This window comes from Streptococcus sp. (assembly GCF_041802885.1).
In the GTDB taxonomy this organism is placed as follows: domain Bacteria; phylum Bacillota; class Bacilli; order Lactobacillales; family Streptococcaceae; genus Streptococcus.
The window spans coordinates 1-12,523 of the sequence record NZ_JBHCHN010000030.1 but is presented as its reverse complement, the minus strand read 5'-3'; the positions used below and the strand labels follow the sequence as shown (position 1 = coordinate 12,523).

The window sequence follows — 12,523 nt, the reverse complement described above, 5'->3', positions numbered from 1 at the left end:
GTTACCATTTCAATCCAAGTTTTACTTGGGCGCGTAGCTCAGATGGTTAGAGCGCACGCCTGATAAGCGTGAGGTCGGTGGTTCGATTCCACTCGTGCCCATTATTCAAGAGATGGAGAATTACTCAAGAGGCTGAAGAGGACGGTTTGCTAAATCGTTAGGTCGGGCAACCGGCGCAAGGGTTCGAATCCCTTATTCTCCGTAGTTAACGAGATTATCTTAGGATATTCTCGTTTTATTGTATCTGCATGTTGAGGAGTTTTTATGAATCGGTATAAAAAATCTAAATTGATTGTTGTAGTCTCAGTTTTGTCTGTTTTTTCTTTATCGCTTTTGTTTCTAACTGCCTATCAAGGTCTGGAAATTCCATTTCTCACGAGTGGGGCTAGGCAAACCGTTTCGTTTTTTGGTAGCGTAGTTTCAAGGCCAACTCAGTTTTTGTCAAAACAAAAAGACTATTTGACTGATTTGATTTCTGCCTATAAAGAAAATCAGGAATTAAAAAGCACTCTGTCAGACCTGGAGAATGCTGTTTCAGAGATGGAATCTTTAAAGAACGAGAATGAAAGTCTGCGAAAGAACCTTGAGATGAAAGAACAGCATGCGGACAAGCGTTTCTTTTCTGCCTTGGTTTCTGAACGTTCCCCGCATTCTTGGAATCAGAAGTTAATGCTGAATATTGGTCAAGATGATGGGTTAACGACAGATATGCTCGTGGTTGCCAATGGGGCTCTGATTGGGGCTATTGATTCTCTTGATGGGCATTCCACAACGGTTAAGCTTTTGACAAATTCAGATGAGTTTTCTAAAATTCCGGTCAAAATTGCTTTAGACACAACGGATGTTTATGGCATTCTTTCTGGTTACGATACGGACAGTCATTCTTTTGTGGTTAATCAATTGAATAGCAACGCAGAAATTCCAGTAGGTAGCAGCGTGGTTACCAGTGATTTGGCTGGGGGTACTCCGTCTAATATTCCGATTGGAAAGGTTGCTTCTGTGAAGACAAGTTCGAGCAGTCTTAATCGAGAGTTGTATATTACGCCATCGGCTAATTTTTCCAATATTTATGCCGTAATGGTAGTGGGGCAATAACGATGAAAAAAGAATATCTCACTTATTTGGCGCCCGTGATGACTTTCTTGGCCTTTCTTCTGGATGGACAGTTATCCACGCTATTGATTAATTGGCTGCCAGGTTCGATCCTCGTTTCGAGCCATATCCTACTGATAGTTGCTATCTTTCTTTCCTTTCAGTTGTCGATAGTTTATAGTGTGTCTCTCTTTGCTGTCATGGGTCTATTGTACGATTTGTACTATTTTGGAGTTCTTGGAATTGCTGTCACCCTCTTGCCTTTGGCAGTTTACCTAATTTATTATTTTTATCAAAACCTATCATTTAAGACGATTACCAATCATATTATTTTAGTTGTCATTTTATTTGTTTTTAAATTTTTTGCATTTTTATTGGCTCGGTTATTTTCTTTGACAAATTTATCTATGTTCATCTTCGTTTTCAACGATTTGTTGCCGACCTTGGTTTTTAATTCAATTCTTCTGCTTTTGTTGCAACCCTTACTAAAACCGCTATTTGGAATCACGAATAAGACATAAAATTGTAATAAACGCGTAACATACAGGCGCGTTTTTTTTGTTAAAATGATATAGTCATAAAGAATAGAGGAGTTTATCTAGTTATGAAGAAAAAAATCGTAGCAACACTTTTATTGAGTACAATTGCTTTAACAAGCTTTGCTAGTGTAGTATCAGTAAAAGCGGATGATACGGATAGTCAAATTGCAGCACAGGATAGCAAAATTAATGAGATTTCTGCTAAACAGGCAGCTGCTCAAGCAGAGGTTGATGCTATTCAAGCTCAGGTAGACACCATTCGTGCAGAACAAGAAAAATTGACTGCGGAAAATGAAAGATTGGAAGCAGAATCTCAAAAATTGATTGCAGAGATTGAACAACTGACTGCAGATATTATTGCCCGTGATGGTGCTTTGAAAGAACAAGCACGTAGCGCTCAGACAGACGCTTCAGCTACAAGCTATATCAACACAATCTTAGATTCAAAATCGATTGTAGATGCTGTTTCTCGTGTTAATGCGATGCGTGAAATTGTTTCAGCTAATAATCGTATGTTGGAACAGCAAAAGGCTGATAAGGAAGCCCTTGCTAAGAAACAAGAAGAAAATCAAGCAGCTATCAATACGGTTTGGGAAAACCAACAGAAGTTAGCAGCTGATCAGAAAAACCTTGAGACACAAGAGGCAGCTCTTCAAGCAGCACAATTAAACTTAGCGGCTGAAAAAGCAACTGCTGAAGATAAAAAAGCAGAATTAGTTGCTCAAAAAGAGGCAGCTGAGAAAGCAGCTAGAGAAGCTGCAGCACGTCAGGCAGCTTATGAAGAAGAGCAAAGAAAAATTCGTGAGCAACAACAAGCGGCAGTAACGCCGGTTGCACCAGTTGCCACTACACCAGCTGCTTCTACACCGGCAGCATCAACGCCAGTGGCCTCTACACCAGTAACTTCCACTCCAGTAACCACTCCTGTGACGTATAGCAGTGCAGGGAACACTTACCCAGTTGGTCAATGTACTTGGGGTGCTAAACAAGCAGCTCCTTGGGTTGGGAACTATTGGGGAAATGCCGGTCAATGGCTCGGCAGTGCACGTGCAGCTGGATTCAGCACAGGTTCAACGCCTCGAGTTGGTGCTGTAGCAGTATGGACAAATAGCTACTATGGTCACGTTGCTGTTGTAACAGCTGTTAATGGTTCACAAATTCAAGTTGTAGAATCAAACTATGCAGGTAATATGTCAGTTGGAAACTACCGTGGTTGGTTCAATCCAGCAGCTGATGGAATTGCAGGCTATATCTATCCATAAGTATTAGTGAAATGTGGTTTTCCACATTTCTTTTTTGATTGAAAAATGATTGAAAAAACGTTAAAATGGTAGAGAAGAAAAATTTGGAGGATATCATGGCGTTTTCTGACTTAAAGTTGTTTGCACTTTCGTCCAATCAGGAACTAGCAGCAAAGGTTGCAAAGCAAATTGGTTTTCCACTTGGAAAATCTACAGTTCGTCAATTTTCAGATGGTGAGATTCAGGTCAATATTGAAGAGTCTATTCGTGGTATTCATGTCTATATTCTCCAATCAACGAGTTCACCTGTTAATGATAATTTAATGGAAATTTTGATTATGGTGGATGCCTTGAAACGGGCCTCTGCAGAGTCAGTAAATGTTGTTATTCCTTACTATGGATATGCCCGTCAGGACCGAAAGGCACGGGCCCGTGAACCTATTACCTCCAAATTGGTAGCCAATATGCTGGAAACAGCTGGCGTGGACCGGATTTTGACCATTGATTTGCATGCAGCACAGATTCAGGGCTTCTTTGATATTCCAGTCGATCACCTGATGGGAGCGCCTTTGATTGCTGATTATTTTGAACGTAGAGGAATGACAGGAGAGGGTTATGTTGTCGTTTCTCCAGACCATGGTGGAGTGACCCGTGCTCGGAAGTTAGCTCAGTACTTAAAGACACCGATTGCTATTATTGATAAGCGTCGTAGCGTTAACAAGATGAATACTTCAGAGGTCATGAATATCATCGGGAATGTTGAAGGGAAGACCTGTATTCTAATTGATGATATGATTGATACGGCTGGTACTATTTGTCATGCGGCAGATGCTTTGGCTGAAGCCGGTGCGGTTGAGGTTTATGCTTCTTGTACTCACCCTGTTTTGTCTGGTCCTGCCATGGACAATATCAGCCAGTCTGCCATTAGGAAATTGGTAGTCTTGGATACGATTGCGATTCCTGAGGATCGCTTGATTGATAAGATTGAATTGATTTCAACAGCTGATCTGCTGGCGGAAGCGATCATCCGAATCCATGAGAAACGGCCTTTGTCTCCGTTGTTTAACAGCTAAGGAATATATGTGAAAGATGAGAGTTATTGCTAATCAATGGCTCTTTTTCTAGTGTCAATTTTCTGAAAATTATATTATAATAAAAAGATAAAAGAAATATGAGGTGCTAAGATGGATTTGAGCCAGCGTTTTAATAAGCAGTTAGACCGAATCGAGGTTTCTATGATTCGGCAATTTGATCAGTCAATTTCAGATATTCCTGGAATTTTAAAATTGACCTTGGGGGAACCTGATTTTACGACGCCTGATCATGTCAAGGAGGCAGCCAAGGCGGCTATTGATGCCAACGAGAGCCGCTATACGGGGATGGCTGGCTTGCCGGCCTTGCGGGAGGCTGCTTCAGAATTTTTGGCAGAAAAATACAATTTATCTTATGCGCCAGACAATCAGATTTTGGTGACTATTGGGGCGACAGAGGCCTTGTCTGCTTCTTTAGTGGGTATCTTGGAGGCAGGGGATACTGTTCTTTTGCCAGCGCCGGCCTACCCTGGTTATGAGCCTATTGTCAATATGGTAGGGGCGGATATCGTTGAAATTGATACGACAGCCAATGATTTCGTCTTGACGCCTGAGATGCTGGAGGCAGCCATTTTGGAGCAAGGGGATAAGCTTAAGGCGGTCATCCTCAACTATCCGGCCAATCCGACTGGGGTGACCTATTCCCGTGAGCAGATTCAGGGATTTGCGGAAGTCTTGAAAAAATACCCAATCTTTGTCCTGTCCGATGAGGTCTATTCTGAATTGACCTACACTGGAGAACCTCATGTTTCCATTGCAGAATACTTGCCTGAGCAGACGATTTTGATTCAAGGTTTGTCCAAATCCCATGCTATGACCGGTTGGCGGATTGGTCTCATTCTCTCTTCTCCGATGATTATCAGCCAGCTCATTAAGAGCCACCAGTACTTGGTGACGGCGGCGGCTACTCCTATGCAGTTTGGCGCCATCGAGGCCCTTAAAAACGGTAAGGATGATGCTCTGCCGATGCGGGAGGAGTATCGGGTTCGTAGGGATTATATCATCGAAAAGATGACCGATTTGGGCTATAAAATCATCAAGCCGGATGGGGCCTTCTATATTTTTGCCAAAATACCAGCTGACTTTAATCAGGATTCCTTTAGTTTCTTGCAGGATTTTGCCCGGAAAAAGGCTGTGGCCTTGATTCCAGGAGCGGCCTTTGGCCAATTTGGAGAAGGTTATGTTCGGATTTCTTATGCGGCCAGCATGGAAACCATCAAAGAAGCCATGAAACGCTTGAAGGAATACATGGAAGAATGCAAAGGCTAGAAACAAGGGGCCTGGTCCTCTATAATCGAAACTTTCGCGAAGATGACAAGCTGGTCAAGATTTTTACCCAAGGGGCCGGGAAGCGAATGTTCTTGGTTAAACATGCCAGCAGGTCCAAGCTGACAGCTGGGATTCAGGCCTTGACCCTGGCAGACTACAGTGTCAAATTGAATGAAGAGGGTCTGGGTTATATTGATGATGTTCATGAGATTCAGACCTTTAAGGAGATTCAGGGTGACATTTTTCGGCTGGCCTATGCGACCTATGTCGTATCGCTGGCGGATGCCTGTATGCAGGATGGGGTAGCAGATGCGGCACTCTTTGCGTTTGTAGAAAAGACGCTGGAATTGATGGAAGCTGGTCTGGATGCGGAAGTGCTGACCAATATTTTTGAGATTCAGCTTCTGGGGCGTTTTGGGGTTTCCTTGAATTTTCATGAATGTGTCTTTTGTCACCGGACAGGCCTGCCTTTTGACTATTCGTATCAGTATTCGGGAGTGCTCTGTCCCCAGCATTATCAGGAAGATCAAAGGAGACCTCATCTGGATCCCAATCTCTTGTACTTGCTGGACCAGTTTCAATCCATTTCTTTTGCGGACTTGGAGACTATTTCCATCAAGCCTGAGATGAAGAGAAAGCTGCGGCTCTTTATCGACCAGCTTTATGAGGAATATGTCGGTATTCACCTCAAAAGCAAGAAATTTATCGATGATCTGGGCAAGTGGGGCAGCATCATGAAAAAGCAGGATGAATAATAAGCGGAAAGATTGTCTGAGAAGGCAGTCTTTTTGAAACTGAAAATGCTGGTAAAATATGCTATAATAAGGCCAGTAGTGATAGGGAGGAATCAAAGAATGAAGAAAATCGCAGTGGATGCTATGGGTGGAGACCATGCACCAAAGGCCATTGTGGAGGGGGTCAATCAGGCCCTGGCAGCCTTTCCAGATATTGAGGTTCAGCTCTATGGTGATGAGGCCAAAATCAAGGAATATTTGACCCAAACAGAACGGGTCAGCATTATTCATACAAGTGAAAAAATTAATTCGGATGATGAGCCAGCCAAGGCCATTCGGAAGAAAAAGGATGCTTCTATGGTTTTAGCAGCCCGGGCAGTGAAAGAGGGGCAGGCTGATGCAGTTCTGTCAGCCGGCAATACTGGGGCGCTCCTGGCGGCGGGGCTTTTTGTGGTCGGTCGCATCAAGGGCATTGAACGGCCTGGATTGCTCTCGACCCTTCCGACTGTGGATGGTCAGGGCTTTGATATGTTGGATTTGGGGGCCAATGCTGAAAATACAGCCAAGCACCTCCATCAGTATGCGGTTCTGGGAGCTTTTTATGCAGAAAATGTGCGGGGTGTGGCCAAGCCTCGGGTTGGTTTGCTCAATAACGGGACCGAGGACAGCAAGGGCGATCCCCTTCGCAAGGAAACCTATGCTCTCCTAGCTGCGGATGAAAGTCTCAATTTTGTGGGCAATGTGGAAGCGCGTGAGCTCTTAAACGGAGTGGCCGATGTCATTGTCGCGGATGGTTTCACGGGAAACGCTGTGTTGAAAACCGTAGAGGGAACAGCTATATCCATCATGGGCCAGCTCAAATCCGCCATCGAAAATGGGGGCTGGAAGGCGAAGATTGGCTACCTTTTTATGAAGGATGCCCTGCGCTCGCTGAAGAAGACCCTAGACTACTCGGATGCGGGCGGAGCGGTCCTCTTTGGTCTCAATGCACCTGTGGTTAAGGCTCATGGTTCCAGCGATGCCAAGGCTATTTTCAGCACCATCAAGCAGATTCGGACCATGTTGGATAGCCAGGTGGTTCAAAAATCAGTCGAAAAATTTTCTATCAAGGAGGAATAAGATGACAACTGAAGAAATTTACGCACGAATCCAACAGATTTTGTCAGAGTTAAAGGGCGAAGACTTTCTTGTCAGTCCAGATTTGTCCTTGAATGATCAAATTGCAGACGACTCTGTCGAGGTTATGGAATTTATCATTAGCTTGGAAGATGAATTTGGTTTGGAAATTCCTGATCAGGATATTGAAAACCTGCACACCCTTTCAGAAATCGTTTCCTATATTTTCAACAAGCAAAACGTTCGTTAAAAACGGACGTTTTTTATATTTTTAAAAACCAAGATTTGTTAATTCTTTTGTTTTGTATATTGGTGTGTTATAATTTAGATGAAGAACTAGGAAAGGCGAACAATAAATGAAGAAAGAATTGCTTTATTCGGGAAAGGCAAAGGATATTTTTTCAACGGATGATGAAAATTTGATTGTTTCGGTTTATAAGGATCAGGCCACCATGCTCAATGGTGCTCGTAAGGAGACTATTGAAGGCAAGGGAAGCTTGGCCAATCAGATTTCATCTTTGATTTTTGAGAAATTAAATGCAGCAGGGGTGGAGACTCACTTTGTCAAACGCTTGTCCGAAAGAGAGCAACTGAACAAAAAGGTGGAAGTGGTACCGCTAGAAGTAGTCCTGCGAAATGTGGCGGCGGGCTCCTTTGCCAAACGATTCGGAATCGAGGAAGGTCAAACCTTGTCTCGGTCTATTATTGAGTTTTACTATAAAAATGATGATTTGGATGATCCCTTTATCAATGAGGATCATATCGACTTGCTGCAGATTGCGACATCTGAGGAAGTGGACTATATCAAGGCGGAAACCTATCGAATCAATGATTTGTTGAAGGCTTGGTTTGCTCAGATTGGCCTCAATTTAATCGATTTTAAGCTGGAATTTGGTAAGGATAAGGATGGAAAAATCATCTTGGTGGATGAGTTTTCGCCTGATAATTGCCGGCTCTGGGATGCGGATGGGAATCATTTGGACAAGGATGTCTTTCGCAGAGACTTGGGTTCCTTGACCGATGTCTATGAAATTGTTTTGAAAAAATTAGAGGAGTTACACTGATGGATAAGAGAATTTTCGTTGAGAAAAAGGCTCATTTTGGGATTAAGGCGCAGGCTTTGTTGAAGGAGCTGACCCATAATTTGCAGTTGTCTAGCTTGACCAGTCTTCGTCTGGTACAAGTCTATGATGTCTTTAACCTGTCTGAGGCCCTGTTTGAGCGGGCTGAAAAGCATATTTTTTCCGAGCAGGTAACGGATAATCTTTTGGCAGAAGCGGATCTTCGGGCTGAACTGGACCAGTATGCTTTTTTTGCGATTGAAAGTTTGCCGGGTCAGTTTGACCAGCGGGCGGCCAGTTCCCAGGAAGCTCTTTTGCTCTTAGGCAGTGCCAATGATGTGGTGGTGCATACGGCTCAACTTTACTTGGTTAACAAGGACATCGATGCAGCTGAATTGGCGGCCATTCAGAACTACCTTCTCAATCCAGTGGATTCTCGCTTCAAGGATATTCGTCAGGGCATTGCCCAGCAGGATTTTTCTGAGTCCGATAAGACCATTCCAAACTTGGACTTTTTTGCGACCTATTCTGCAGAAGACTTTGCAGCCTACAAGGCGGAGCAGGGCTTGGCTATGGAAGTGGATGACCTGGTCTTTATCCAAGAATACTTCCGGTCTATCGGGCGGGTGCCAACAGAGACTGAGCTCAAGGTCTTGGATACCTACTGGTCTGACCATTGCCGTCATACGACCTTTGAAACGGAATTGAAGGCGATTGATTTTTCAGCATCACAATTCCAGTCTCAGCTGCAAGCCACTTACGACAAATACCTGAAGATGCGGGCTGAGCTGGGTCGTTCTGACAAACCCCAGACTCTTATGGACATGGCGACTATTTTTGGCCGCTACGAGCGGGCTAATGGCCGGATGGATGACATGGAGGTTTCAGATGAAATCAATGCCTGCTCGGTAGAGATTGAAGTGGATGTCAATGGTATCAAGGAACCTTGGCTCCTCATGTTTAAAAATGAAACCCACAATCACCCGACAGAAATTGAACCCTTTGGTGGGGCTGCGACCTGTATTGGCGGAGCCATTCGGGATCCCTTGTCAGGGCGGTCTTATGTTTATCAGGCTATGCGCATTTCTGGTGCAGGCGACATCACCCAACCCTTGGCTGCAACCCGTCCAGGAAAACTGCCACAGCAGGTCATTTCCAAAACGGCGGCTCATGGCTACTCTTCTTATGGAAATCAAATCGGTTTGGCCACGACCTATGTCAAGGAATACTTCCACCCGGGCTTTGTAGCTAAACGGATGGAGCTGGGTGCGGTTGTCGGTGCAGCGCCTAAGGGCAATGTGGTCCGTGAAAAACCTGTGGCTGGTGATCTGGTTATTCTTTTGGGTGGGAAAACCGGTCGCGATGGTGTCGGCGGTGCTACTGGTTCGTCCAAGGTGCAGACGGTCGAGTCGGTGGAAACGGCTGGCGCTGAGGTGCAAAAGGGGAATGCCATCGAGGAGCGCAAGATTCAACGGCTCTTCCGCAATGGTGATGTGACACGTTTGATTAAAAAATCCAATGACTTTGGGGCTGGTGGTGTCTGTGTGGCCATCGGTGAATTGGCGGACGGTCTGGAAATCGATTTGAACAAGGTACCGCTCAAGTACCAGGGTCTCAATGGAACCGAAATTGCCATCTCCGAGTCTCAAGAGCGCATGTCTGTGGTTGTTCGTCCAGAGGATGCTGATGCCTTTATCGCAGCCTGTGCCAAGGAAAATATCGATGCAGTTGTCGTGGCGACTGTGACGGAAAAACCAAGTCTGGTCATGACCTGGAATGGACAGACCATCGTGGATATTGAGCGGAGCTTCCTGGATACCAACGGGGTCCGTGTCGTGGTGGATGCCAAGGTGGTGGATAGCCAGGTAGCTGTACCAGAAGTACGGACGACCTCTCTTGAAAACTTAGAAGCTGATACGGTCAAGGTCTTGTCTGACCTCAACCATGCCAGCCAAAAGGGTCTCCAAACCATCTTTGACTCTTCAGTCGGCCGCTCAACGGTCAATCATCCAATCGGTGGCCGCTACCAAATCACGCCAACCGAAAGTTCGGTGCAGAAATTACCAGTTCAAAATGGAGTGACCAAGACGGCTTCTGTGATGGCCCAAGGCTTCAACCCTTATATCGCAGAATGGTCTCCTTATCATGGAGCGGCCTATGCGGTCATTGAAGCAACTGCCCGCCTGGTTGCGACGGGTAGTCGCTGGTCCCAGGCCCGCTTCTCTTATCAGGAATACTTCCAGCGGATGGACAAGCAGGCAGAACGTTTTGGCCAGCCTGTGGCTGCCTTGCTGGGCTCTATTGAAGCCCAAATTCAGCTGGGGCTGCCTTCCATCGGAGGAAAAGATTCCATGTCTGGAACCTTTGAGGAATTGACTGTTCCGCCAACTCTGGTAGCCTTTGGGGTGACAACAGCGGATGTGGACAAGGTTCTCTCGCCAGAATTTAAGGCCGCTGACCACTCTATCTACTATCTGCCTGGCCAAGCCATTTCAGAAACTATTGACTTTGACTTGATAAAATCAAACTTTGCAAGTTTCGAGGCCATTCAAGCCAAGTATGCCATCACAGCTGCCTCAGCCGTCAAGTATGGAGGCCTGCTGGAAAGCTTGGCCCTGATGAGCTTTGGAAATCGAATCGGTGCCAGAATCGAGCTGGATGAAGTGGCTGGCAGCTTGACCGGTCAATTGGGCGGCTTTGTCTTCACATCAACAGATGAGATTCCAGAAGCCATCCAGCTTGGTCAAACGGTAGCTGACTTTGACCTGACAGTGAATGGCCAGGTCCTTGCAGGTGCCAAGCTCCTTGCTGCCTATGAAGGGAAGCTGGAAGAGGTTTATCCAACCGTATTTGAACAGGCGACAGATTTGCAAGCCGTGCCAGCAGTGGCATCCGATGCGGTCATTCAAGCCCAGGAAAGAGTGGAGCAGCCCCTGGTCTACATTCCTGTCTTCCCTGGTACCAACTCCGAGTATGATTCGGCCAAGGCCTTTGAACAGGCCGGTGCCAAGGTCAAACTGGTGCCGTTTGTAACCCTCAACGAGGCAGCTATTGCCCAGTCTGTGGAGGACATGGTCGCCCATATCCAAGAGGCCAACATCATCTTCTTTGCGGGTGGTTTCTCAGCGGCCGATGAACCAGATGGCTCTGCGAAATTTATCGTCAATATCTTGCTCAATGAAAAAGTACGGGCAGCCATTGATGCCTTTATCGCCAAAGGCGGTCTCATCATCGGTATCTGTAATGGTTTCCAAGCCCTGGTCAAATCAGGCCTTCTGCCTTACGGAAACTTTGAGGATGCCCATGCCAGCAGCCCGACCCTCTTTTACAATGATGCCAACCAGCACGTGGCCAAGATGGTGGAAACCCGGATTGCCAATGTTAATTCGCCATGGTTGGCGGGAGTGGAGGTTGGAGATATCCATGCCATCCCAGTCTCCCACGGGGAAGGAAAATTTGTGGTCACCGATGAGGAATTTGTTCAACTGCGCAATAAGGGTCAGATTTGGAGCCAGTATGTAGACTTTGATGGGCAACCATCCATGGATTCACTCTACAATCCAAACGGTTCCAGCCATGCCATCGAAGGAATTTGCAGTGAAAATGGCCAAATCATCGGTAAGATGGGTCACTCAGAACGCTATGAAGAGGGACTTTTCCAAAACATTCCTGGGAATAAAGACCAAAAACTCTTTGAATCAGCGGTCCGCTATTTCACAGGTCGGTAATGCCCATTCGTCAGATAAAGAGCTCTTTCAATTTAAAAGGAAAAAACATGACATACGAAGTAAAATCGCTCAATGAAGAGTGTGGACTCTTTGGTATTTGGGGCCATCCAGATGCGGCCCAGGTAACTTATTTTGGTCTCCATAGTCTGCAGCACCGCGGTCAAGAGGGAGCGGGAATTGTAACAAACGACAATGGAAAACTGCGGGGACACCGCGATACAGGTCTCCTGTCAGAAGTTTTCAGGTTGCCAGAAGACCTGGATAAACTGACCGGGTCAGCCGCTATCGGCCATGTCCGTTATGCGACAGCTGGCGAAGCCTCCATCAGCAATGTCCAGCCCTTCCTCTATCGCTTTACCAATGAACAGTTTGGTCTCTGCCACAATGGCAATCTGACCAATGCTCTGACCCTGAAAAAGGCCTTGGAGGACCAGGGTGCCATCTTCAATGCGTCATCCGATACGGAAATCCTCATGCACCTGATTCGCCGGAGCCACAATCCGGAATTTCTGGGCAAGGTCAAGGAGGCCCTCAATACGGTCAAGGGTGGCTTTGCCTACCTCCTCATGACTGAGGACAAGATGATAGCTGCGCTGGATCCCAACGGTTTTCGTCCCCTTTCCATCGGAAAAATGAAAAATGGGGCCTGGGT

General features: G+C 45.9%; 11 protein-coding genes and 2 tRNA genes. All 13 read left to right on the top strand.

All coding sequences use genetic code 11. The features are described 5' to 3' along the window. The first annotated feature begins 27 nt into the window (after nucleotides 1-27). Nucleotides 28-101, top strand: a tRNA-Ile gene (locus ACEYCN_RS04355). Nucleotides 102-114: 13 nt separating this feature from the next. Further along, nucleotides 115-202: transfer RNA gene (locus ACEYCN_RS04350), tRNA-Ser, on the top strand. Between the two features lie 62 nt (nucleotides 203-264). Beyond that, nucleotides 265-1,095, top strand: coding sequence for a rod shape-determining protein MreC (gene mreC / locus ACEYCN_RS04345; RefSeq protein WP_373713078.1), 831 nt, complete (start codon nucleotides 265-267; stop codon nucleotides 1,093-1,095). 2 nt (nucleotides 1,096-1,097) lie between these two features. Beyond that, nucleotides 1,098-1,613 carry a rod shape-determining protein MreD gene (gene mreD / locus ACEYCN_RS04340; RefSeq protein ID WP_373713077.1) on the top strand — a complete coding sequence of 172 codons (516 nt, stop codon included), beginning with the start codon at nucleotides 1,098-1,100 and terminating at the stop codon, nucleotides 1,611-1,613. Between the two features lie 83 nt (nucleotides 1,614-1,696). Continuing rightward, on the top strand, nucleotides 1,697-2,893 hold the full coding sequence (gene pcsB / locus ACEYCN_RS04335; protein WP_373713076.1) for a peptidoglycan hydrolase PcsB: 1,197 nt from the start codon (nucleotides 1,697-1,699) through the stop codon (nucleotides 2,891-2,893). A 95-nt stretch (nucleotides 2,894-2,988) separates the two neighbouring features. After that, nucleotides 2,989-3,945 (top strand): ribose-phosphate diphosphokinase, encoded by a 957-nt coding sequence (locus ACEYCN_RS04330; protein ID WP_373713079.1) that lies wholly within the window; start codon nucleotides 2,989-2,991, stop codon nucleotides 3,943-3,945. 111 nt (nucleotides 3,946-4,056) lie between these two features. Further along, the gene (locus ACEYCN_RS04325) at nucleotides 4,057-5,232 is read left to right on the top strand and encodes a pyridoxal phosphate-dependent aminotransferase (protein ID WP_373713075.1); all 1,176 of its coding nucleotides are present in this window, start codon (nucleotides 4,057-4,059) and stop codon (nucleotides 5,230-5,232) included. Next, nucleotides 5,220-5,987 (top strand): DNA repair protein RecO, encoded by a 768-nt coding sequence (gene recO, locus ACEYCN_RS04320; RefSeq protein ID WP_373713074.1) that lies wholly within the window; start codon nucleotides 5,220-5,222, stop codon nucleotides 5,985-5,987. The genes ACEYCN_RS04325 and recO overlap by 13 nt, the downstream gene beginning before the upstream one ends. A 99-nt stretch (nucleotides 5,988-6,086) precedes the next feature. Beyond that, nucleotides 6,087-7,085, top strand: a complete 999-nt coding sequence (gene plsX / locus ACEYCN_RS04315; RefSeq protein WP_373713073.1) for a phosphate acyltransferase PlsX — start codon at nucleotides 6,087-6,089, stop codon at nucleotides 7,083-7,085. Between the two features lies 1 nt (nucleotide 7,086). Beyond that, entirely contained in the window at nucleotides 7,087-7,332 is a 246-nt protein-coding gene (locus ACEYCN_RS04310; protein ID WP_373713072.1) for a phosphopantetheine-binding protein, read from the top strand. Between the two features lie 106 nt (nucleotides 7,333-7,438). Next, nucleotides 7,439-8,146, top strand: a complete 708-nt coding sequence (gene purC, locus ACEYCN_RS04305; protein WP_373713071.1) for a phosphoribosylaminoimidazolesuccinocarboxamide synthase — start codon at nucleotides 7,439-7,441, stop codon at nucleotides 8,144-8,146. Beyond that, nucleotides 8,146-11,871: a phosphoribosylformylglycinamidine synthase gene (locus tag ACEYCN_RS04300; RefSeq protein WP_373713070.1), complete on the top strand. Its 3,726-nt coding sequence runs from the start codon at nucleotides 8,146-8,148 to the stop codon at nucleotides 11,869-11,871. The genes purC and ACEYCN_RS04300 overlap by 1 nt, the downstream gene beginning before the upstream one ends. A 47-nt stretch (nucleotides 11,872-11,918) precedes the next feature. After that, nucleotides 11,919-12,523: amidophosphoribosyltransferase (locus ACEYCN_RS04295; RefSeq protein WP_373713069.1), on the top strand; the 605-nt coding region annotated here is incomplete at its 3' end.

What these genes read in the sequence shown, in the direction of transcription:
- mreC (WP_373713078.1), top strand. Translation starts at nt 265, where the DNA reads ATGAATCGGTATAAAAAATCTAAATTGATTGTTGTAGTCTCAGTTTTG.
- mreD (WP_373713077.1), top strand. Translation starts at nt 1,098, where the DNA reads ATGAAAAAAGAATATCTCACTTATTTGGCGCCCGTGATGACTTTCTTG.
- pcsB (WP_373713076.1), top strand. Translation starts at nt 1,697, where the DNA reads ATGAAGAAAAAAATCGTAGCAACACTTTTATTGAGTACAATTGCTTTA.
- ACEYCN_RS04330 (WP_373713079.1), top strand. Translation starts at nt 2,989, where the DNA reads ATGGCGTTTTCTGACTTAAAGTTGTTTGCACTTTCGTCCAATCAGGAA.
- ACEYCN_RS04325 (WP_373713075.1), top strand. Translation starts at nt 4,057, where the DNA reads ATGGATTTGAGCCAGCGTTTTAATAAGCAGTTAGACCGAATCGAGGTT.
- recO (WP_373713074.1), top strand. Translation starts at nt 5,220, where the DNA reads ATGCAAAGGCTAGAAACAAGGGGCCTGGTCCTCTATAATCGAAACTTT.
- plsX (WP_373713073.1), top strand. Translation starts at nt 6,087, where the DNA reads ATGAAGAAAATCGCAGTGGATGCTATGGGTGGAGACCATGCACCAAAG.
- ACEYCN_RS04310 (WP_373713072.1), top strand. Translation starts at nt 7,087, where the DNA reads ATGACAACTGAAGAAATTTACGCACGAATCCAACAGATTTTGTCAGAG.
- purC (WP_373713071.1), top strand. Translation starts at nt 7,439, where the DNA reads ATGAAGAAAGAATTGCTTTATTCGGGAAAGGCAAAGGATATTTTTTCA.
- ACEYCN_RS04300 (WP_373713070.1), top strand. Translation starts at nt 8,146, where the DNA reads ATGGATAAGAGAATTTTCGTTGAGAAAAAGGCTCATTTTGGGATTAAG.